The organism is Oryzomonas japonica (assembly GCF_008802365.1).
Lineage (GTDB): Bacteria > Desulfobacterota > Desulfuromonadia > Geobacterales > Pseudopelobacteraceae > Oryzomonas > Oryzomonas japonica.
On record NZ_VZQZ01000001.1, the window covers coordinates 483,491 to 506,154 of the forward strand.

The window sequence follows — 22,664 nt, forward strand, 5'->3', positions numbered from 1 at the left end:
GGGCTCTTTTACATTGACGTGGCGTGATGCAGGTGCTAAAAAATACACTTTTAATCCCTAAAAATAAAGGTGTTTCAGATGCTTGACATGAAATTTATCCGTGAAAACCTGGACGAGGCCGAACGCCGTCTGGCCACCCGCGGGGGCGCCCCCTACCTGGAACGGTTCCGTAATCTGGATGGACGGCGCCTCGCGCTGCTTCGGGAGGGCGAATCGCTCAAGGCCGTCAAGAACACGGTCTCCGAGGAGATCGGCAAGGTCAAGGACAAGAGCCTGGTCCAGGACAAGATTTTGGAGATGCGCGAGGTATCCGGCAGGATCAAGGCGCTGGATGAAGAGCTCAAACAAGTGGATGACGAGTTGACCGGCGTCCTCATGACCGTGCCCAACCTGCCCGACCCCACAACGCCGCTGGGGAAATCGGAAAACGACAACGTGGTGGTCAGGAGCTGGGGCGAGCCGAAGCCTCTTGATTTCCCGGCCAAGCCCCATTGGGAGATCGGCGAGGGATTGGGCATCCTGGATTTCGAGCGGGCCGCCAAGATCACCGGCGCGCGCTTCACCCTCTACCGGGGCGCCGGCGCGCGTCTGGAACGCGCCCTGACCAGCTTCATGCTCGACCTGCATACGGAACAGCATGGCTACGTGGAGGTGCTGCCCCCCTTCATGGTCAACCGCGACTCCATGACCGCCACCGGCCAGCTGCCCAAGTTCGAGGAAGACCTGTTCAAGTTGGCGGACCCGGAATACTTCCTCATCCCCACGGCCGAGGTGCCGGTGACCAATATCCACCGGGGCGAGATCCTCAAGCGTTCCGACCTGCCGATCTGCTACACCGCCTACACCCCCTGTTTCCGGCGCGAGGCCGGTTCCTACGGCAAGGATACCCGGGGGCTGATCCGGCAGCACCAGTTCAACAAGGTGGAGCTGGTCAAGTTCACCCACCCCTCCGAGTCGGCGGCTGAGTTGGAAAAGCTGACGGCCAACGCGGAAAAGGTCCTGCAACTGCTGGAACTCCCCTACCGGGTGATGGCCCTGTGCAGCGGCGACATCGGTTTTTCCGCCGCCAAGACCTATGACCTGGAGGTCTGGCTGCCGGGGCAGAGCTGCTACCGCGAAATTTCCTCGTGCAGCACCTTCGGCGACTTCCAGGCGCGGCGCGCCGGCATCCGCTTCCGGGAGGACGAAAAGGCCAAGCCGGAGTTCGTCCACACACTGAACGGTTCGGGCCTGGCCGTGGGCCGGACCGTGGTGGCCGTGCTGGAAAACTACCAGCAGGCGGACGGCTCGGTGCTTGTCCCCGCCGCGCTGCGCCCCTACATGGGCGGGTTGGAGCGGATCGCCTGATACCCTTTGAATTTCGGGGGAGAGTATGCTATAGAAATTGAACTTGAGTGTCTGGAAGGGTGGCCGAGTGGTTTAAGGCAGCGGTCTTGAAAACCGCCGAGGTGCAAGCCTCCGTGAGTTCGAATCTCACCCTTTCCGCCATAATCATTTAAAACCATTTGGTTTTTAAAAAGGGGTCGTGAGCCGCAGCTCATGACCCCTATTTGTTACTGCCGCAGCTGTTGACGTGAAGAGGTGGCTCGCTTAGACCATCCGACTGATGGGGCGGGCCATGACAAGTACGGCGGTAAGACAAATGGTCGAGCAGACGGAGAGTGCCCTGGCAGCACCTACGGTCGTGGTCAGCAAGCCCATCAGGAAATGACCAAAGGGGGCCATGCCGATCAGTACAAGGGTATATATCCCCATGACCCGGCCGCGCAGGACGTCGGGACAGCGCCGCTGCAACAGGCAACTGGTCAGTGCAAGCAGGATAACGATCCCGGCGCCGATAAAGAGCAGCGCCAGCATGGAGGCGAAGTAGGCCTGCGAGCGTGCGAAGACCAGCAAGCAGACCGCAAATACCAGACCTGCAGCCACCAACAGTCGGCCCTTATGCGGTAATTCGCCTCGCAGGGCGATCACAACTGCTGCTGCCAGGGCGCCGGCGCCAGAAGAAGACCCTAGCATACCCAATCCTTGCGGACCGACGTGCAGGATACCATCGGCAAAAAATGGGAGCAACGGGACAAAGGGTATACCGAAAACGCTGAGTATCGCCACTAGGACAATGATTCGGGCAATGTCTTTTTCGGCGGCAACATACCGCAGCCCGTCGTACAATTCATCCCGGTAGCTGTTGCGGGTTCCCTTCGTCTTTGCTGGTGGCGTGTCGGCGGCATGTTCCATGGCCAACAACGTGCCGATGCCAACCATAAAGCTGGCTGCATTCAGGTAAAAACATGTGGCGGTGCCCCAGGCGGCAATGATGCTTCCTGCCAGCAATGGCCCCATGATGCGGGTTGCGTTGAAAACAACGGCGTTTAGGGAAAGGGCGCTCAACAGGCATTCCGGTTGGACCAGCCTGCCCCACAGAGCCTGACGGGCCGGCAGGTCAAAAGCGTTGACCGTTCCCGTAATCAGGGACAGAACCACGATCCAGGGAGCCGTGATCATTCCGTTTTGAGTCAGGAGACCCAACAATAGTGCCGGCAGCAACGCCACTGCTTGCGTGATGATCAAAAGCCGCCGCCGGTCGCCGCGGTCCGCCTGTGCCCCTCCCATGAGAGCCAACAGGGAAACTGGCGCAGTCAAGGCTACCGCCGAAAGCGCCAGCCAGAAGGGGGAGTGCGTCAGGCTGTAGATTAACCAGCCCTGGGCAACCGACTGCATCCAGGTGCCGGAAAGCGAGACCAGTTGCCCTCCCAGATAGAGGCGTACGTTACGTTCTTCCAGTATGGTGAGGCATGCTGGACGGCCCATCATGGTCCCCCTGCGATGGTTGCGACGGGGCGGAGTAGCCGCCCCGTCGCCTTTTAAAACAGGTCTACTTCTTTCCTATGGCTTGTTTGGCTGCATTTGCACCGGCAATGCGTCCAAAGGTGATGGTTTGGGAAATGGAGTTGCCGCCCAGACGGTTCGCACCATGCACCCCGCCGGTTCCCTCACCCGCTGCGTAGAAACCGGGAATCGGCGTGCCATTTTTGGCAATGACCTGGGCAGCGGCATTGACCTTAAGCCCCCCCATGGTGTAGTGCACGCCCGGCTTGACCTCAATGGCATAGTATTTGGCGGTTCGCAACGGACGGGGGATGTCGGGACGCTTGAAGTCCGGATCGTTTTTCCCGTCGTAAGCCTTGTTGTAGGCCGCCACTGTTGCATCCAGGGCATCCGCCGGGACCTTGATGGCAGCGGCAAGTTCCTGGATGGTGGTGCCTTCCTTCACCAGTTGCAGGTGAAAATAGCCGTCGATCTGCTTGAGGCTCTTGCGGATACCTTCGTCGAACACCAGAAACGCCGATTTGCCGTTCTGGGCCAGAATAGCGGCCGATGCCTTGTCGCGGGTCGTCAGTTCGTTAACGAAACGCTTCCCGTCGTGATTTACCAAAATGGCGCCATTGCCGCGCACCGCTTCGGTGATCAGGATCCGGCTGCCGGCCGCGACGGTTGGGTGAATCTGGATCTCCTTCATGTCCTTCAACTCGCCGCCGGCGCCGACACCCAGGTCAATGCCGTCGCCCGTTGCGCCGGGTTGATTTGATGTGGTCATCCCTTTATAATCGGGCCGATAATAAGCCACTTTCTCGGGATTGGCGGAGAAACCACCGGTGGTCAGCACCACCGACTTGGCCTTGATGGTATAGAGACCGCTGTGTTTGCCTTCCACCTGAACCGCGACAACTCGCCCCTGTTTGTCCTCAATAAGCTTGACTACCTTGCTGTTGACCCGAATATCGATATTGCGATAGGCGGCGTTCCTGCGCAGAACGTCTATTACGTGTGCTCCTACCGCTGATCCGCCGTTGGGGCGATGAGTACGTGCGACGCTGGCGCCCCCCATCCTGCCCACGTCACTCATGTCTGCGCCGATGGAGGATAGCCAGTCAACAGAGGCGGCCGAGTTTGTTGCCAGTATCTTTGCCAACTCGGGATCGTTAATGTTGTGGCCGCCCTTCATGGTGTCCTGATACATGAGCTCCACGGAGTCGGCAATCCCCTTGGCCTTCTGAAAAGACGTCCCGGCGGCATTCATTCCGCCAGCGGCCAGCATGCTGTTCCCGCCCGTGATCGGTTGCTTTTCGAGTACCACGACCTTTGCTCCGGCGTCATGGGCAGTAATAGCGGCTGTCAAACCGGTAGCTCCCGCACCAATTATGATGACATCAGCCTGATCGGCCTGGCGGTTGCCGGCTTTTCCTTTTTCCGCGGCCGGTGGCAGTTTTTGCCAAGGTTGCCCCCCGCCAGCGGGTATCTTCATATCGTAGGTATGGCAGTTAAGGCAATAGGCCCACGATGAAGCATGCCCGTGATGACAGGTGGTACAATTGATTTCGCCCAGATGAGACTTGTGCGGATTGATGTGCTCCTTGGTATGCGTCGCCATTTCGGCAAGTGAGCCGTGGCAGGCGGTACAGTTCTTGTTGACGGTTGTTTCGTTGTCATCGACCGTAATCTTCTTGTCGTTTCCATGGCACGCCGCACATTTGAATTCCTTTTTCGCATGCAGGTCGGCAAGCATACCATCGCCGGTGGCGGCCCACACCATAGGTGTCAGTACGACCAATGCTGGAAAAAATAGCAACGGCACACTCCGTTTAAAACGTTTCATAATGTTTCTCCTTAACTATTTGTTGAGTTCGCCATAAGGCTCATGTTCAATAATGCGTGTCGTCAGTTCCGTCACGGTGTGGCAAGCGGATTACCCTGACGTGCAGAGCGAAGTCCTTGTCGTATTTGCGGGCGGCCGCCAAGATGATCAAATCCCCGGCTGTTTTGAGCTGATGCCGGCCGCCTTCGTGGCCCTTGTGATTGATACCCGGTCGTCGATCTTCTCCAGAAGGCTGATTGGGTAAACGTCCTGTCCGCCCTGTGCATACCACGACCGCGCCTGCGGCAGACTCGGAATTGGTCAAAATTATTTAGGAAATGTCACCCCCTGTAGAGTACATGACACGCTGCCCGACGTGGCGCAGCGTGTCATGTACTCTTCCTGTGGGCCTGATTAGAACTGCATCTGGACCTGGAAACGCACCTGCTGATCGTCGGTGGCGTTTTTGCCGCTCGTGGAGGCGATGGCGGCCTGCTTGTGGATATTGGTGTAATCGGCCTGGATCTTCAGATTTTGTTTGTTGATGTACCACGACACCGCGCCGGTGTTCTCCACCCAGTGGTCGTTGGTCACATCCCGGTTCGGGTCAATGTATGAATAGCGGTAGGCCAACTCCACCGTCTTGGGAATCACAAAATAGCCGGCCTGGGCGTAGAAGCCATCGGCGCGCAGTCTGTTCTTGGAGGTCTGGCCATCGGCTTCTGCGAAAAAGTATTCCCCGGTGGCCGAAAAACCACGCCATTTGAAGACCGCATCCGCGCCTGCCGTGTTGAAGTCGAGCGGTTCGCCGGCGCTGAATTTCTTTGTCATGAGGGTGCTGCCGAGCCCATACCAACTGGTGCTCTTGGCAAAGAAGAGGTTGTTGGTTTCGCCGTTGTAGATAGTGTCCCGGAAGAAGTTGGCGCCGAAGGATACGAGCGGGTTCACACTGTATTCCACGTCGGATTCGGAGTATTTCACGTCGCCCAGGGGGTTGACGGCGAGCCGGGCGGCAAAGGAGTTATCCGTGGTGGTGCGGTAGGTGTTCTGCCCCACCCCGCCATAACCGCCGATGTTGTAGTTGACCAGGCCGCCGGCAATCTTGCCGTGGATCATCACCCCGGTGTCATATCCCGGGACAAAGGCGCTCGTTACCGCCGATGTATCGACGAACTGCTGGGCATCGGAAGATGTGATCCACTGCCGGCCGAACTGGACCTTGTCCTGGCCGAAACGGAACTGGATCTCGTCGCGCAGGCGGTAGTTCAGCCAGGCAAACTCCAGTAGGCCGCCGTTATTGGTGGTGCCGCCGGCGATGTTGGCGAAATTCAGTTGCATCTTGTAGGTCAGGTCAGGGGAATAGGCATAGCCATTGAAGTGGAGCTTGATGCGTTTCAGTTCGAATTTGCTGTAGTCCTGTGCCCGTTTGGCGGCGGTGTTGTTAACATCGTCCAGATCCATCAGGGTGTAGCGGAGCTGATACACCCCCCCAATGGAAGTGCTGAACTTCCCGTCGGCCGAGGTGAAGGTGAACCCATCGCCCAGCTTGTATTTAATCGGGCTGCTCTTCTGAATATTCTTGTAATCATCCTCGGTGATGACACCCTTCTCCTTCAGCACGTCCTCAAGGCTCTTCGCCGAAACAGGGCCAGCCTGGGCCGCGATCAGGGCCACCCCCAGCAAAACGCCCAACCTTTTCATACCAACCTCCTTGTGTTTGATGAGCCTGATAGCTCACGTTTGTATTTGCCCTGTATGAGCATCGAGTGTGCCAAAGTCGTTAAAACGGATAAATGGCTAATATTATTCATAAAAACAGGGAGTATCGAGTTTTGCCTCTATAACGTGCTGCTATAGCCTGTGTAAAAGAATATTGATTTTGCTTAATTATTTCTATAGTTTGAGTTTGTTATAATTAAAGATTATATTTATAACATTACGTTATACCTGTTCAGTTAGACCGATCTCATGGCAAAATCGGCTATCATGATTTGTCACCCCCTCACCAACGCACTGCGAACTTTTCAATATGGGTGTTTGTTCGAGCTCTACTACGTTATTCGAGCACTATCTCCTGCTACGGATTCACTGGTGATATGACGACAATGCAAGGTATGCGTGGAGGGGATTGCTATTTTGGTACGGGATGGAACTATGCGTCTTCATGACTTAATTTTACATCGAACGGGAATGTGCCCCTTCGTGGAAAGGTTTTTCCACCTTTTCATTATGGTTTCGTTCTCAATTGCGATCATTGCCGGTGAAGCCGAGGCAGACGGCCTCTCGGCGCCCAATGGACACCAGGTTATTATCATCGGTGGCGACCGGGATTACCCCCCGTATGAATTTATTGACAAGAATGGCCAACCGGCAGGGTTTAACGTTGATCTTACCAAGGCCATTGCCGATGTTATGGGGATGAAAGTAGCGTTTAGGCTCGGCGGATGGTCAGAGATGCGCTCCGCTCTGCAGAGTGGCCAGGTAGATGTTCTGGAGGGGACGTCATATTCGGAAGAGCGAGCCAGAGAGGTCGATTTTTCTCTGCCTTATGCCATGATCAACCACGCAGTATTTGCCCGTCGTGATTCACCAAGAGTAAACTCACTCGCTGAGCTGGCTGGGAGGTCGGTTGCCGTCATCCGGGGCGGGATCATGCACGACCTGTTGGAGCGGGAAGGATTTACCGGCCGGCTTCAGCTCACACCAACTCCCGCCGATGCCCTGCGTTTTTTGGCAGCAGGGACTACCGACTATGCCATCGTCGCCATCGTGCCAGGCATGTATATTATCCGCGAATTGAAACTGTCCAATCTCGTTCCGGCGGTGCGTAATGTGGCAACGCAACGTTTCTGCTATGCCGCTAAAAAAGGAAATGATGAACTGCTGTCCCGGTTCAACGAGGGCTTGGCCATCCTTAGGAAGACTGGCCAGTATGATTTGATTTACAATAAATGGCTCGGCGTGATGGAGCCGGAGCATGTCGATTGGAGGACCATTTCCAAGTATGTGGCACTAGTCGTTGTCCCGCTGGTAGCGTTGCTGGGAGGGTTTGCCCTTTGGTCGCGAACGCTGCACCGGCAGGTTGCCGTGCGTACTGCCGATCTGACGCGGGAGATTGCCGAGCGGAAACATGCCGAGGAGGAGTTGCGCATTAATCAGCAACAGCTTGTCCAGGCCGATAAGTTGGCCGCACTGGGAGTCCTTGTTTCGGGAGTAGCCCACGAGATTAACAATCCGACCGGCTTGATCCTGCTCGACGTTCCAATCCTGAAACGAGCAAACAGCGATACGGAGCGCATCCTTGAAGGGTATTACGCGGCGCATGGCGATTTCACCATCGGCGGACTTCCTTATTCCGAAATGCGCTATGAGATCCCAAAAATTCTGGACGCGATGCAGGATGGAGCAAAACGTATCAAGCGGATAGTTAGTGATTTGACTGATTTCGCCCGGCGGGATGATGTGGCCGACAAAGTGCGCATCGATTTTAATATGGTTGTTCAAACGGCGCTACGGCTCGTTGATCCGACGATCCGCAAGTCGACGAACCGTCTGCATGTCGATTATACTGAAGAGATGCCGCCGATATTGGGCAACAGCCAGCGGATCGAACAAGTGGTTGTCAACCTGATTCTCAACGCCTGTCAGGCCCTGCCGGATGCGGACAGGGGGATTTCGATCACTACCCGGTACAACCATGCGACCATGAGTGCCATCCTTATGGTCCGTGACGAAGGTGTCGGTATAGCCCCGGAAAATTTGCCACGCCTGACGGATCCCTTTTTTACCACCAAGCGGGAGAGCGGTGGAACGGGACTCGGTTTGTCGGTATCCGACGGTATCATCAAAGAGCATGGCGGCCATCTTAACTTTGAATCAACCATTGGCTCCGGCACCACCGTGACCCTGTCGATACCCGTAATTGAAGAGGAGCAGATGACGTGACCCAGCAAAACTATCCCGCCTTTGGTGTTCTCCTGGTCGATGATGAGCCTGCCTGGCTTAAATCTCTTTCCCTTGTCCTGCGGAGTTGCGCAGGGCTCAACAATGTCCGCACCTGCCAGGATAGCCGGGAAGTCCTGGGGCTGCTTGCTCGGGGGGACATAGGTCTTGTCATTCTCGACCTCACCATGCCGCATCTGTCCGGGCAAGAACTCCTCGAACAGATCAGTGAACAGCACCCCGAGGTTACCACCATCGTTGTTAGTGGCCTCAACCAGCTGGAAACCGCGGTTCGTTGCATGAAACTTGGTGCGTTCGAATATTTTATCAAAACCGATGAGGAAGACAGGATCGTGGGGGGAGTGCTGCGGGCCGTCCGGATGAAGGAGATGCAACGTGATTACCTGGAGGTTTCGACCCGCCTGGTATCCGGCGAATTGTGTCATCCGGAAGCATTCGCCTCCATCGGCACCAGAAATCGGGCAATGTTGAACGTCTTTACCTATGTGGAGGCGGTGGCGAAAAGCCCGCAGCCGTTGCTGATCACCGGTGAGAGCGGCGTGGGCAAGGAGCTTATAGCGCAGGCTGCCCATCGGTTGAGCGGTTGTTGCGGCAAGTTGGTGACGGTCAATGTTGCCGGTCTTGACGACGCAGTCTTTGCCGATACCCTCTTTGGTCACGTCCGCGGTGCTTTCACGGGTGCCGACCAACCCAGGCGCGGAATGGTCGAAGAGGCAGCCGATGGCACACTCTTCCTCGATGAAATTGGCGACTTGAGAATCGCTTCTCAGATCAAATTACTGCGACTGCTGCAAGAGGGTGAATTTTTCCCCCTCGGCAGCGACCAACCCAAGTGTCTCAAAGCGCGCATCATAGTGGCCACCCACCAGAATCTCGTGGAAAAGGAAGCGGCGGGAACGTTTCGCCGTGATCTCTTCTACCGCCTCCGTACCCATAAAGTGTATGTGCCCTCATTGCGGGAACGACCGGATGACATCCCCCTGCTGCTAGACCATTTTATGGGAGAAGCCGCCCAAGTACTGGGAAAAAAGAAACCAACCCCTCCCAGGGAACTGGCTCAGTTTCTGACTACTTATAACTTCCCCGGCAATGTTCGCGAACTGAAGGCAATGGTCTATGATGCCGTTAGTTTGCATCGCGGCCGCATGCTTTCTATGGACTCATTTATCAATGCCGTCGGACAATCCCAACCTGCTAATGAAGAAACGGCCTCCCGACCCAAGCAGAACCCGTTTGCCAGTTTTGTCGACCTTCCCACATTCAGCGATGCGGCTGGCTTTCTTGTTGCCGAAGCCATGCATCGGGCTAATGGTAATCAGACCATGGCGGCGCGTCTCCTCGGTATATCCCAACCGGCCCTGAACCGACGGCTGAAGATGTTGCGGGACTGAACCGCCGGGCCCTTGTCGGTAACCGATGCAGATGTATTTTAATTCGGTACTGACCGCGCAGTAAGGCGTTTTGCTGAATATGATTGTTGCGCTAGGACTTTTATTATTCGGCAGGTGCGTTCGTTATACCGAGATGGCCGATAGGGGAGTTTTTACGGAGCGGCAATAATTCCCTGGGTAAAGATGGCCGCATACTGGCTGACCAACTGCTCATCCTGAGCGGGTGAATGATTGGTCAGGGACTCGGTGGCCAGGGTGCTGAGGAAAAAATAATTGATCATGCCGGCAAGGGCCAGAGCGGCGTTCACGGCATCGATGCCCGGCCGGAATTGCCCTTGTTGCATCCCTTCTTCAATCACATCCGCAAGGATTTTTATCACGTTGCCGATGGGGGGCGCGACAAGCGTCGCGAAATACGCCGTGGGATTGGTGAGCTCGCTGGTGTAGAATCGCAGGAGGTACGGGTTGCTGCGGTGCCGCTGGATGGTCCAGCGAAGGTAGCCCTCTATCACTGCCAGAGGGCTGGCCCCTTGTTGCCGGATATCGCCAATCTGGTCGAAACAGGCAAACTGCTCCTGTAACACCGAACTGTATAAGCCTTCTTTACTGCCAAAGTAGTACGAGATCATGGAGATGCTCGCCCCTGCCGCCCGAGACAATTCCCTGACGCTGACGCCGTGCAAACCGCGCTCTGCAAACAGTCGTGTTCCCACCTCCATCAGTCTGCGGCGGCAGTCCGCTTTTACCATGGCAATTCCAATCTGCGCGAGATATGTCGGGCCGGTAGCCCGATCCTGCAGCTACCGGCCCATGAGGTACGTAAAGCGGAATTCCCTGGTTTTTCCAGCCCGCGTGGCCTTTTTACCGCGCCCTGGGGCTTCTGCCGCCTGGTCGGGCTCAGATATCCCAGTTGTCGATCTTCATGGTACCATTTTTCGCCAGATTGACCTGCATCTTGAAAACCCGGTCGAGCATCTGCGGTTCGTGGCCCGTCTTGCGTGCCAGGCACTCTTTCTTTGCCACGTCAAAATATTCCTGGAGCAGCGGTTTGTAGTCCGGATGGGCGCATTTGTCGATGATGAGCTGTGCCCTGCTTTTCGGGTCCAGGCCGCGCAGGTCGGCCAGCCCCTGCTCTGTCACCAGCACATCCAGGTCGTGCTCCGTATGGTCCACGTGGGGCACATGGGGCACAACGCAGGTGATGCCGGTGGGATCGGTCTTGGTCGGCCTGGCCGATGGCGTGTGCATGATGGAGAGGTAGGCGTTGCGGAGAAAATCTCCGGAACCGCCGATACCGTTGATCATCCTGGAGCCCCCCACGAGGGTGGAGTTTGCATGGGCATAGATGTCGAACTCGACCGGGGTATTCATGGCAATGCACCCCAGACGGCGGATCGGCTCGGGATGGTTGGCAATGGAGAGGGGGCGCATCAGTACCTTGTTGCTGTACTTGTCCCAGTTCTCGTAAAAACGTTTGAAACCGTCGACCGAATAGGAAAGTGAGACCGTCGAGGCGAAATCCAGTTTCCCTGAATCAAAGAGGTCGAGCATGGTGTCCTGCAACACCTCGGTCCAAACATTCAAGCCGGTGAATGGCCCTTTCGCGAGTCCGCCGATAACCGCATTGGCGATGGAGCCGACCCCGGACTGGAGCGGCAGCAGGTTCTTGGGCAGGCGCCCCATCTTCACCTCGTTGGAGAAGAAGTCGATGATGTGGGCCGCGATGGCCTCCGAGGTCTCGTCCTGCTCGCTGAAGGAACGGCCGTTATCGGGGCGATCCGATTCGATGATGGCCACGATCCGGTCCGTATCCACCCGTACGTACGGGGAACCGGCCCGGTCGTCCACCCGGCTGATGAGATACGGTTGCCGGTGGGGCGGGTTCACCGGCTCGATGATATCGTGCAGCCCTTCAAAGCTCGGTATGGAGGTGTTGATCTCTATGATGATCTTGTCGGCGATCTGCACGATCTCCGGCACGGCGCCGCAGGAGGCGGTCAGCACCAGCCCACCGTTTTCCGTGATGGCGGAGCACTCGATGACGGCGATATCCAGGCGGCCGCCGTTATCCTTGGTGTAGAAGCCATACCCCAGGTCCTGGGCAAACATGGAGAGATGTTTGTCCCCCATGCGGATGCGCCCTTCATTGATGCCGGCCTGGATATTTTTGCCGGTCTGGTAGGGCCAGCGGCGGTCGATCATGTCCAGGGAGGCCCAGCGGTCCTCCGTCTCGGTGCCGACCGAGGCGCCGATGAACAGGTTGAATTTCAGTTTGCCCTGCAACCCGTTTTTCTCCACATGGTCTGCCAGGGCGATCGGCACCATCTTGGGGTAGCCGGCGGGGGTAAAACCGGACCAGCCGATGTTCATGCCGGTTTTGAACAGGGGAATAACATCCTCGACCTTTTTGATCCTGGAGTGGAGATTGGTTTTTCTGATTCTCTTGAGCAATTCTGACATCTTCCTTCATTCTCCTTATGGTGTAATGGTTGCTTTCTAAGGCCCCATGATGGCCCGTTCCCAAAAGGGTCGCGGGCTCGCGTGATATGTTCGTACATCGAACGTTCGTTTGAATACACAATAACAATACACAGTTTTGTCTGCAAGAGTTATTTTGTCGCACTCGCTCCACCATTGGGTCTGCGGGCCAATGCGCTGCTTTTGAAGAGAGCGAACCAGGTCGTCTCGCGGCTGGCTGGACGAAGGCTTCGATGGCGGTTCATATATCTAGCCGGTGGTTGCGGATACTGGCTGCGGTATGGGGTGGAAAACCTTCTGTCGGAAGTCGTCGATCCGGCCTTTTCCACAATGCTCACCGCCGTGGCGAGGCAATGGCCGTCGTGTTGGACCTCGCAAGGCGGGGAGGGTGTCATGGGAAGTTACCGCGAGCGGGGCAAGGGAACGGCCCGCAGCTGCCTGCTTTCAGCAGAAAAGAGACGGCCCTTCGGGACGGGAATCCCCCTGGGGGCTGGTACATCAAAACACAATTAAAGGAAGAGGGATGAAACATGCCACAGGACATGCATGAGAATAACGAAGCAGCGTTTTAAGAACCGTATCCCTCCTCGTCAATGCGTGGTTGTCGCGCTCGGTCATCCCGCATTTCAGAAGCTGAAATTTCAGCGGTCCTCCACGGGGGTGTCCAGAAAATCCATGATCGAATGGTACATTGAAACGGGCAACTCCTTATGGCCTTTTGGGGGAGCAAAAACCTTGTCCCAGCCGTAACCCTGCAAATCCACAGCAATCACCCTGCCGGCGCCACGCGTATTGATGTGCGGGGTTATCTGTTTCACCACCCGCTGCCCAGGCTTTCGATTGAAAAAGTTGTGTTCTTCCTCTATATGCCGGATCAGTTCTACAAGTTGATTAATGGTCACAGAGATGCGGCCTCGCTACGATCAGAGTCTTTTACGCAATAGGAAACCCCCCAAGCAGTCTCATCGCCTGGGGGGCCGGTGCATCACACACATGAAGGATGGCAAAACATGACACTGGGCGCGGCAGAAGTCAACCGCAACAAGGATTTGCACAATGTTTCCCCATTTTTGCCGTCTTGAGCCCAAGCCAAACCGTTTTCGAATGAACCTGCTAAAAGGTTTGGGCCTCCACCTCTGCCCGGTGCTGTGGCCGAATAAAAAGGCCCTGATACCCCTGCGCATTGGTGCGTCGCACGGGGGCTCAGGGCCTTCTCCGGGAAAACGGTGGTGAACCATGGGATCAGTGGGGCGTGCCCCGCCCCGCCTGTCCCCCTTACAACGTCTCCTCCGCATGTTTCACGGGATGCCGTCCCGTCCTAAAAATCGTCATTCTCGCGTTGTTTTTTGAGCATCTTTTCCAGATACAATTCCGGTGAGGTGAGCTTCGCAACTTCCGCCTCGTTGTAACCGAGGGCACGGAAGTTCAACACGCCGTTGACGATGTGGCAATTCTCGCAACTGAGGGCCTTTGTCTTCGTCACGAGGTGACTGCTGGAGAAGTAGATGGTTTGCCAGCCCGGCTCCGCCTGGTACTTCTTTATCCCCAGGGTCTTGGCCGCCGAGGCTACCCCGGCCAGGGTATCGCCGTTGGCCATGGGCTGGGCAAAGTCCATGGCAAGCAGGTTGCCGGTCAATTTGTCGTAATAGGCCTTACCCTGGAAGATCTTGAAGGGGTAGATCTTGCTGGCCGCATCCCCCCGGCTCCCCTTGGGGCCGATGAAATGGGGCTCGTTCCGGACGGTCCTGTTGTACCACGCGTACACCGGGATCGTTTCGTTGGCCTCCTTCTTCAAGGTCGAGGGCTCGTAGAACCCGTTGGCCTGCTTTTCCCACTTGGTAAAGTCCTTGGCGCTCGCCCCCCCGGTCCTGGGAATGTGGCAGGTCTGGCAGGCGATCCGCGCCGTATGGCGGTTGTAGGCGTCATCCTTGTGGGGGCGCTCCGGGTGGCAGCCGGAGGTGGTGCAGGTCAACCGGGTACCGTCATTGGCCCAGTTGTTGGGGTCGTAGCCGGTGGGGAAACGGTGATCCTTGGCCTTATGACAGTCCGAGCATTCCATCTTCTTTGCGGCATGCACATCGTTCGCCGCGGTAAATGCGAAGCCGCGCTTGATGTAGACACCGCCGCCGGCCGCTTCGTGGCAGACCATGCAGTTTTTGACCTTGGGCTTGGCAATGGCCAGCGCCGCCTTGGTGCTGCGGTCCTGCCCCATGACGATCCGCCCTTTGCCATCCTTGTACGGCTTGCGGTTGCTGAAGTCGTAGGCCGACGAATGACAGATCAGACAGTCGATGGCCGCCTCTGCCTCGGGTCCCGTGCTCCCGACATCACTCACGTTGTTGCCGGGATGGCAGGTGTTGCACCCCGTATACTTGGTCTTGCCGGCGGCGTTCATCGGAATCTCTTTCAGGTTGTTGACGATGTCGTTACCGTTGCACATGGTGTAGATGCGGTTTTTCATCCCGTATTCTTTGCCCGCTTCCAGATTGTCCACATTGTCAACCTTTGAAGCGTGTTTCCAGTGGACCGTTTCAAGAAACTTGTGGGCGGTCCCCTGATGGCACTCTTCACAGGTCCCGGGGCCTTTGTATCCGTTTTTCTCGATGTAGTCGCGTCCGGGATGCTCCGCCGCCTGGACGATGCCGGATAGCCCACACAGTAGTAATGCCGCCGTTGCCAACAAGTTTAGATTCATGATCCCCTCCGAGACAGAAATTTTCATAAATATACAAAATACAATATATATGTCAATATAAATTTATATATAATGATCTAGTGGATGATGTGCTGCTTTCCGGGGCCCTTAGGAACGCTCTTCAACGCGGCATATCCCTTCCGGTCCCTGAGGGGAGGGAGGGAAAAATCTCCCTTTACCTGCCACGCGTCCTTCAGATAGACCCAAGGGGCAAGGGCCGACAGGGTGTAGCCCGGTTCAAGTTCGATCTTTTCTGAGCGGATGGCGCGGATGAACAGGCCGCTCTTGTCGGCTACCACCTCATGGCTGCCGTTGAACGGCAGCGCGCCGGGGTCGCCGTACTCCCAGGCAACCTGCTGCCGCTGCCTCCCCTGGGGGTCGCCGTGGCAGGAGTCGCAGCCGCGGCCGGGGCCGTACTTGTGGGACATCTTGTCCAACTGGATCCAGAGCAGGGCTTTGTTGTTCTCCGGCAGGCCGTCGAAGAGCCCCACATAGGCCCAAGCGTCGTCTGTGCGTTTCAGGTCGGGAAGGTCGGCGGGGAAGCGCCAGTGGAGCCCCGGCTTGAAGGGAGACGAAGTCTGGTTCATGACCGCCATGGGAAACGGTTTGACCGGGATCCAGCGTCCCTTCTGGTCTTTGATCAAAAAAGGCTCGGCCATGATCCCGTAGTAGGCCTTGAACTTGAAATAGGGGGTTGCTGCGCCGGCCAGTTTGCCCGGCCCCCAGTAGGTCCCCTGGTAGCCCCCCACGTTACGGATATGGCAGGCTTCGCAGGTCAGGTTTTTGTGCAGGGAGGCGGCATGGTTCCTGACGATCTCCCCATGACAGCGGGCGCAGGAGTCCTGGGCCTGGCGCCTGACCATGGCGTGGCCGATGGCGGGGTTGCTTTTGGTGCTTTCGTGGCAATCGAGACAGCCGACCTTGGCCGCCACGTGGACATCCGGCGTTCCCCCTTCGGGGAAGGAGAAGCTGCCGCCGAAGTATCCCGCGCCGCGGCGCCGGTCCTCGGGTCCGGCATGGCAGACCGAACTGCGGCCGTTGCCGTAACAGCTCTCCGGCGAGGGGGTCTTCACAAAGGTGTGCATACCTTTGGTCGGATCGGTCCCACTCCTGGGCTGGGGGGCGTAGTGGCAGTCAAGGCACCCCACATGGCAGACGCTGCAACTCTTCTGTCCCAAGGCAGCGGCTTGGTCGCTGAATGACTGGGCCGTTGCGCCCCGCATCGCCGTTACGTTCCCCTCAAACCACGGCCCGCAGTTGTGCGGCCCGCGCTGTTCGTCAAGCCACCCCTTGTACTGGCTCTGTTTGCCGTTCTGCGCCATGGTGCTGCGGCTGAACTCGGCGAATTCCCGCCGATGGCAGCTACCACACGATTGTTCCATCATGGCGAAATTCTGCGACAGGGTGTCACCCCGCTTGTCATGGTACAGGATCGCGGTAACCGAGGCATCCCTCACCTTCTTTCCTTCTTTGTCGGTACTGATGATCAGGCGGGCAGCGGGATTGGTGCCGAATTCCAACGGGTAGCTGCGGGGGGAGGTCATGACGGCGAAACCTTTTCGAGCCACCGGCATGAGGCGGCCCATGCCCCGATGGGCCTCGCCCGGCACGCGGGCGGACGGGTTGCCCCGATGGCAATCGCTGCAGGTGGCCGGCATGCCGCTTTGTGTTTCCACCTCACCCTGGGTGACCGTAAAACCGGGATACCCCAGCTTCTTCATCGTCTGGCCGTCCTCGTGACACTCCCGGCAGCTGTCCAACGGCCAAGCGATTACGGGGGCAAGGATGCAGATGCAGAACATAAACACCAAACGGATTGTGGACGCGCTCATTACGTACCTCCCTCGGCAAGTTATGGATAAGGCACCGGTGGTTTCACTGGAAGCGGGGAAAACGCGCAGTGCTTTCACGGGACATTGTCCGGCGATGATACGCAGATTGCAGCAGCAGTGCCATAGTAAATATTCAAAAATCAGCATGTTACAATATATTGAAAATACGTCCACATCGTGGGCATTTTTCTTGCTTAATTCAATTTCTTATATATGTGCTTAAAGTAATATTTCATTATTACGATAATATGATAGCGTATGACAAAAAAAGTTCAAGGTGGTCAGACGCCCGGAAAGGAGGAAATGGCGAAACTGGCCGTAAACCAACATTGAAACGGGAAAATGGCGGCAGGTCGCATGCCGTCAGAATAAACAAAAAAAGGAGGAGACCGTGAAGAACAGAATGCTGTCCATGCTTTTGGTCGGGTTGATTGCGGGGATGAATCTTCCCCTATCGGCACAGGCCGCCGATGAGGAACTGCTGCAAAAGGTCGACAAACTGTACAAAGAGATTGAAACCCTGAAGGGCTCGGTCAAGAAGGTGGAGGACAAATCCATCGGCAGATGGCTGACCATCGGCGGGGATTACCGTTTCCGGTACGATTACCTGAGTGGCCGCACCAAACCGTTTACCGATGTGAACGCCACCTTCAGCAACGCCCAAAACCAGATGCAATCGAGCTTTTTCTCAGCGAGCGCTTCGGGGGCCCCTGTTAATGGATATTCCGCAGCCCAGTGGGCTGGGGCCCTTTCCCAGATGATGACGTTTTCACAACAGATGGCACAGGTAAAGACGTATAATCAGGCCAACGCGTTTCTGGGGGCTAATCAGGCCCTGTTGGGTTCCCTGCAAAACTTTGCCGTACAGGTCCCCTCCTACAAACCGGAGAACGCCACCCTCTACACCAACCGGCTCGGCCTGGACCTCCACGCCAAGGCCACCCAGGATGTCACCGTCAATACCCGACTCGTCATGTACAAGGTTTTCGGCGCCCAGGATGACCAGGCCGTCACCAACGGTAACTCCGCCCCCTATTTCGCCGACCGCGTCGGCGTGTTCGACGGCACCCTCGGCCATGTTCCCTCCAGCAGCTACCTGGATGTGGACCGGGCCTACGCCACCTGGAGCAATATCGCCGATCAGCCGCTTTGGTTTTCGGTCGGCCGTCGTCCCTCCACCAACGGCGCCCCCAGCAACCTGCGCCTCAACAACGAACGCCCCGGCAATGGGGGAACCCCGTCGCTCCTGGTGGATTACGCCTTTGACGGCATGACCCTCGGCTATGCCCCGGACATCGAAATGCTCCCCGGCGCCTATGCCAAGGTGTGCTATGGCCGCGGCTTTGAAAGCGGCTTCCGTTCAACCCCGACCAACTCCGTCGCCGATACCGACATGCTCGGCATCGCCGTGATCCCGGTCGACACCGACCCGCTGCGCGTCTGGCTGCAGTGGAACCGCGGTTTCAATATCTTTGATGCTCCGAGCATGAGCAACACCTACTTCGGCAACACCGCTCCGAAAACCAACCTGGGCGATATCGACTGGTGGGGCGCCGGCGCCATGAGCACGCTCAAGAAGGTCGGCCCGGGCGATCTGAACTTCTTCACCGACGCGGCACTGAGCGTAACCCATCCCAACAGCAATGTTTCCTCACAATTCGGTTTCCAGGGCCTCATGACCGGCGGCTTCTTCAATCCGGAAGCTCCGACCAGCAAGACCGGCTGGGCCGTATCCGCCGGCGTTCGGTACGACCTGCCGTCCAAGACCAAGCTGGGCTTCGAGTACAACCACGGCTCCAAGGACTGGATCACCTTTGCCCCTGCCGCCGACGACATGTGGACCTCAAAGGTTGGAACCCGCGGCAATGTGTATGAAGGGTACGTCATCCAGGAGTTGAACCTGAAACCGATTTCTTCCTACTTCAGCAAAACCTTCTTCCGTCTCGGCTACCAGTTCTATGACTTCGAATACACCGGCAGCAATAACTGGGTCGGCGCACCGGTCAAGATCTCCGATGTAAAGGGGCAGATGATGACCACCACCCCGTTGGAATACGCGCACAACGTGTACGCGACCTTCGAGGTGCATTTCTAGCAGGTTTGAAATGTCCGCTTTCGTGATGCGGACAGTACGCCGGGGGAGTGGAACCGTGCCTCCCGCTCCCCCGGTTTTTTACCGGTCCGAATCCTTTTCGCCTCCCGCCGGGGGACGGAAAAAAACACACCTACACTGTAAAAAAAGGAGCAAGCACATGAAAAAGATTCTCTCTGCCGTCGTTATGGCGGCCTTGTTGGTGTTCACCTCCCTGGCGGTCGTTACAACCGCCAGCGCGGAAGATGTGAAGATGGTCGGCGTCATCTCCAAGATCGAAATGGCGGCAGACGGCAAGTCGGCTACGGCAACCCTCAAGGACGGCAAAAGCGGGGAAAGCGTGACCATCATCATTACCGACGACCTGACCCTCGACAAGTTCAAGGACAAACGCATCGTCGAGGGTGATGAGATCCGCTGCAAGTTCGAGAAGGCGGGCGGCAAGAATAGCAGCAAGATCTTCAAGAAAACGGCAGGATGTTAGACTAACCACCTCGAGTCACATAGCTGCAAAGCCTCTTCTCCCCAGTGCGTTCGTCGCCGCCACGGCTGTCGGTATCAGCCTGGCGGCCTCGGCGTCTGCCGTTGCCAGCAGGTCCCCCGGCATATCGCAAAGATATATACCAAGTGCCACACGGCTGAAGCCATCACATCCTTCCAATACCTCATTCAAGGTGGCGGCAGGCTTATACGAGGTGCATTTGTGCCGAGCGTTTGGCGGCTCAATGAAAATACAGTGTAATTACAGCAATGTGTAAAAATATTTTTATTGGCACCAGTTCTGCATTGTACTTGGCATAGCATCAACACACCTTCGACCAAGGAGATTCAAAATGAAAAAAGTTCTTTCCACTATCGTAGCCGCAATCGTTGCCCTGTCTTTCTCTGCTGTTGTTTTCGCTGCTGACGCTGCTGCTCCGGCCGCTCCTGCTGCTCCTGCTGAAAAAACCGCTCCTGCCGCCAAAAAAGAAGTGAAAAAAGCCAAAAAAGCAAAGAAAGCCAAAAAAGCTAAAGCCGAAAAGAAAGAAGCCGCTCCTGCTGTTGAAGCTGCTCCTGCTGCCAAGTAATTCACTTTTCAGCAGTTCAAATAGAGAGAGCCATGTCGCGTGACGTGGCTCTCTTTGTTTTTGCGCGGGGAGTTCTCGCGGCATATGAAAAGCCCACCAAGTCGTTCGGTGGGCTTCTTTTCTTTTGTGTCTCTTTGTTTGCTTTTCAAGCGGTTTCCCGATGCGTACTGCCATCGGGCCACGTGCGCCTTCTATTTCTGGAACCAGCACGGCGGAGTGTCTTCCATAGATTAGTAAGCCTCCTTTGCCTGGTTTGTACTGCCTTGCTGCTGATACTACTATAACATTAATGTGTTTAAATAATAGTCTATTTTTAAATAATCATAAAGAGTATACTGAAAAAATTGGCAAGGGCTCCGCTGCCGGATGTTCGTGGGGCGTCGATACTTCTACCGCAGTGGCAGCAAGCGATAGGGGAGGGGCGGCACGTTAGTCTGTAGGTGGTTCTGATCGGGTTAATTGAAAATAATAATCAAAATCATTTACATTTAAAATCGGATTGGGTACTATACAACCATAAGTAGTACCAAAAATTCAGAGGAGGTAAGCCATGAACAGCATAGCAAGAACGATGACGGTAATCGCGGCATCTATGCTCTTTTCGGCCGTGCCGATCCTTGCCGATGAAGGAAATATGGGATCAATGGAGTCGCAGGTTCCGCAGGCGCAGGAAGGGACGAGGGATGAATGTCTGCTGGTTGCAATGAACTGTGGGAAAGACGTTGACTCTATTCAGGAACGGATTGATCGACTGAATGCTGAAATCGGCCGGGGAACGGACGTGTACACGCCGGAAGAGTTGAAAAAGCTTCAAGATCAGGTGAATGATTACAACAGGCAATTCGAACTTATCATTGAAAACGGCGGCGGTTAAAAGGGGTAGTGGCGGGATGTCTGCAACCCGGATGTAGCGCGAAAAAGAAAGGCTGTGCGGCGAAATGCCGCGCAGCCTTTTTACGTCCCGATCTGGGCGATTGAATACTGTACTCTTTGCGAAAACAACGGTATGCTGTGTCCAACACCGACAACGCCCATACATTATACCTCCCGGCAGGTTTTCGTGAAAGTGCTCCAACAGGGCTTCGGCTGTTTCTCGCCGGACGGCCTGTCGGGCGCCCGGCCCGAAGTGAAAGGAAAGGGATGCATGTCGTTTCAGATTACGAGTGAGCATATCAAGCTGGACAGTTTTCTCAAGGCGGTCAATGTCGTAGGTTCTGGCGGAGAGGCAAAGCTGATCATTGGGGAGGGGCATGTGCGGGTAAACGGTGCCGTCGAATTGCGCCGGGGGCGCAAGCTCCGTCCCGGCGACCGGGTAGAACTGGATGGCCATGCCTTTCTGGTGGAGTGACGGCGTCGTTTGGTGAGCCCCGGCGTTGGCCGGACCTCAAATTGATTTGACTTTTCCGGTGGTGTCGAACTAAAATCCCCCTCTATTTTGCTATTTTACATGCAGCTATCACGTCCTGGGAGATGATATGAACACACGTTTTCTCGATGCTTGTTGGGGTAAACCGGTGGACCGTACGCCGGTCTGGCTGATGCGCCAAGCGGGCCGCTACCTGCCGGAATACATGGCGGTGCGCTCGAAATGCACCTTCCTTGAGTTGTGCAAAACCCCGGAGCTTGCGGCCGAGGTGAGCATTCAACCGGTGGATATCCTGGGCGTTGACGCCGCCATCATGTTTTCCGATATTCTCACACCGGTGGAACCGATGGGAATGAAGCTGGATTTCGTGCCGGGACCGGTTTTCGAACACCCCATCAGAAGCATGGCCGACGTGGACAAGCTCCGCATCCCACAGATGGAGCAGGACGTGCCCTATGTTCTGGAGACCATCAAGATCCTCCGCCGTGAACTGGCCAACAAGGTGCCGTTGATCGGTTTCGGCGGCGCTCCCTTTACCCTGGCCTGCTACATGGTGGAAGGCAAAGGCTCCAAGGATTTCGCCCAGATCAAGCGCATGATGTACTCTGCGCCCGATGTCTACGCGGCTCTCATGGAAAAGATCACCATGATGGACATGGAATATCTCAACGCCCAGATCAAGGCCGGAGCCCAGGCCATCCAGATCTTCGACACCTGGGGCGGGATTCTGGCGCCATCGGATTACGAGACCTATGTCCTCCCCTATACCACCAAACTGATTAACGGCCTCAACCGGATGGAGACGCCGGTGATCCACTTCGTCAAGGGTGCCGGCGCCATGCTGGACTCGGTCAAGAAGGCCGGCGGCGACGTGATGGGGCTGGATTGGCACGTCAATCTGGGCACGGCGCGCGATCTGATCGGCCAGGGGATGGCGGTGCAGGGAAACCTGGACCCCACCGTACTCTACGCGCCGAAGGAGGTCATCGAGGCGGAGGTCAAGCGGGTTCTGGACGAAAACGCCGGCCGGCCGGGGCATATCTTCAACCTGGGACATGGCATCCTGCCGACGGTTTCCCCCGAGAACGCCATCCACATGGTCGAGTGCGTACACCGGCTGTCGCAAAAAGCGGCACATTAATCGATT

At 56.4% G+C, this 22,664-nt stretch carries 17 protein-coding genes and 1 tRNA gene; 10 read left to right on the forward strand and 8 right to left on the reverse strand.

Translation table 11 applies throughout. From position 1 onward, the window contains the following. Nucleotides 1-78: 78 nt before the first annotated feature. Together serS and F6V25_RS02170 are read left to right on the forward strand one after the other, a co-directional pair. Entirely contained in the window at nt 79-1,347 is a 1,269-nt protein-coding gene (gene serS / locus F6V25_RS02165; RefSeq protein WP_151126798.1) for a serine--tRNA ligase, read from the forward strand. Between the two features lie 53 nt (nt 1,348-1,400). Further along, nucleotides 1,401-1,488 (forward strand) — tRNA-Ser (locus F6V25_RS02170). Between the two features lie 102 nt (nt 1,489-1,590). On the opposite strand, the gene F6V25_RS02175 is transcribed toward F6V25_RS02170, so the two are convergent. The 3 genes from F6V25_RS02175 to F6V25_RS02185 form a co-directional block, all read right to left on the reverse strand. Then, a complete protein-coding gene (locus F6V25_RS02175) occupies nt 1,591-2,811 on the reverse strand; it encodes an MFS transporter (protein ID WP_151126800.1) in 1,221 nt (406 codons plus the stop codon). Nucleotides 2,812-2,872: 61 nt separating this feature from the next. Next, a complete protein-coding gene (locus F6V25_RS02180; RefSeq protein ID WP_151126802.1) occupies nt 2,873-4,654 on the reverse strand; it encodes a flavocytochrome c in 1,782 nt (593 codons plus the stop codon). A 393-nt stretch (nt 4,655-5,047) separates the two neighbouring features. Beyond that, nucleotides 5,048-6,334, reverse strand: a complete 1,287-nt coding sequence (locus F6V25_RS02185; protein ID WP_151126804.1) for a porin — start codon at nt 6,332-6,334, stop codon at nt 5,048-5,050. A gap of 528 nt (nt 6,335-6,862) precedes the next feature. Between F6V25_RS02185 and F6V25_RS02190 the strand changes: the two genes are divergently transcribed. Continuing rightward, complete coding sequence (locus tag F6V25_RS02190; RefSeq protein WP_476739183.1) at nt 6,863-8,578, forward strand: transporter substrate-binding domain-containing protein; 1,716 nt, start codon at nt 6,863-6,865, stop codon at nt 8,576-8,578. Next, nucleotides 8,575-9,987 (forward strand): sigma-54-dependent transcriptional regulator, encoded by a 1,413-nt coding sequence (locus F6V25_RS02195; protein WP_151126808.1) that lies wholly within the window; start codon nt 8,575-8,577, stop codon nt 9,985-9,987. Before F6V25_RS02190 ends, F6V25_RS02195 begins: the two co-directional genes overlap by 4 nt. 152 nt (nt 9,988-10,139) lie before the next feature. Here F6V25_RS02195 and F6V25_RS02200 read toward each other — a convergent pair whose 3' ends face one another. From F6V25_RS02200 to F6V25_RS02220, 5 genes are all read right to left on the reverse strand, one after another. Then, nucleotides 10,140-10,736 (reverse strand): TetR/AcrR family transcriptional regulator, encoded by a 597-nt coding sequence (locus F6V25_RS02200; protein ID WP_151126810.1) that lies wholly within the window; start codon nt 10,734-10,736, stop codon nt 10,140-10,142. A 148-nt stretch (nt 10,737-10,884) separates the two neighbouring features. Beyond that, nucleotides 10,885-12,447 (reverse strand): acetyl-CoA hydrolase/transferase C-terminal domain-containing protein, encoded by a 1,563-nt coding sequence (locus F6V25_RS02205; protein WP_151126812.1) that lies wholly within the window; start codon nt 12,445-12,447, stop codon nt 10,885-10,887. A 659-nt stretch (nt 12,448-13,106) separates the two neighbouring features. After that, nucleotides 13,107-13,367, reverse strand: a complete 261-nt coding sequence (locus F6V25_RS02210; protein ID WP_151126814.1) for a hypothetical protein — start codon at nt 13,365-13,367, stop codon at nt 13,107-13,109. 416 nt (nt 13,368-13,783) lie between these two features. Further along, complete coding sequence (locus F6V25_RS02215; RefSeq protein WP_151126816.1) at nt 13,784-15,160, reverse strand: cytochrome c3 family protein; 1,377 nt, start codon at nt 15,158-15,160, stop codon at nt 13,784-13,786. A 77-nt stretch (nt 15,161-15,237) separates the two neighbouring features. Further along, a complete protein-coding gene (locus F6V25_RS02220; RefSeq protein ID WP_151126818.1) occupies nt 15,238-16,992 on the reverse strand; it encodes a cytochrome c3 family protein in 1,755 nt (584 codons plus the stop codon). 403 nt (nt 16,993-17,395) lie between these two features. On the opposite strand from F6V25_RS02220, the gene F6V25_RS02225 reads away from it, so the two are divergent. From F6V25_RS02225 to hemE, 6 genes are all read left to right on the forward strand, one after another. Further along, nucleotides 17,396-19,087: a DUF3373 domain-containing protein gene (locus tag F6V25_RS02225; RefSeq protein WP_151127209.1), complete on the forward strand. Its 1,692-nt coding sequence runs from the start codon at nt 17,396-17,398 to the stop codon at nt 19,085-19,087. A gap of 157 nt (nt 19,088-19,244) precedes the next feature. Continuing rightward, nucleotides 19,245-19,568 carry a hypothetical protein gene (locus F6V25_RS02230; RefSeq protein ID WP_151126820.1) on the forward strand — a complete coding sequence of 108 codons (324 nt, stop codon included), beginning with the start codon at nt 19,245-19,247 and terminating at the stop codon, nt 19,566-19,568. A 349-nt stretch (nt 19,569-19,917) separates the two neighbouring features. Next, nucleotides 19,918-20,151, forward strand: a complete 234-nt coding sequence (locus tag F6V25_RS02235) for a hypothetical protein (protein ID WP_151126822.1) — start codon at nt 19,918-19,920, stop codon at nt 20,149-20,151. Between the two features lie 550 nt (nt 20,152-20,701). Continuing rightward, on the forward strand, nt 20,702-21,025 hold the full coding sequence (locus F6V25_RS02240) for a hypothetical protein (RefSeq protein ID WP_151126823.1): 324 nt from the start codon (nt 20,702-20,704) through the stop codon (nt 21,023-21,025). A gap of 186 nt (nt 21,026-21,211) precedes the next feature. Then, the gene (locus F6V25_RS02245; protein ID WP_420849953.1) at nt 21,212-21,499 is read left to right on the forward strand and encodes an RNA-binding S4 domain-containing protein; all 288 of its coding nucleotides are present in this window, start codon (nt 21,212-21,214) and stop codon (nt 21,497-21,499) included. 127 nt (nt 21,500-21,626) lie between these two features. Further along, a complete protein-coding gene (hemE, locus tag F6V25_RS02250) occupies nt 21,627-22,658 on the forward strand; it encodes a uroporphyrinogen decarboxylase (RefSeq protein ID WP_151126825.1) in 1,032 nt (343 codons plus the stop codon). Nucleotides 22,659-22,664: the final 6 nt, after the last annotated feature.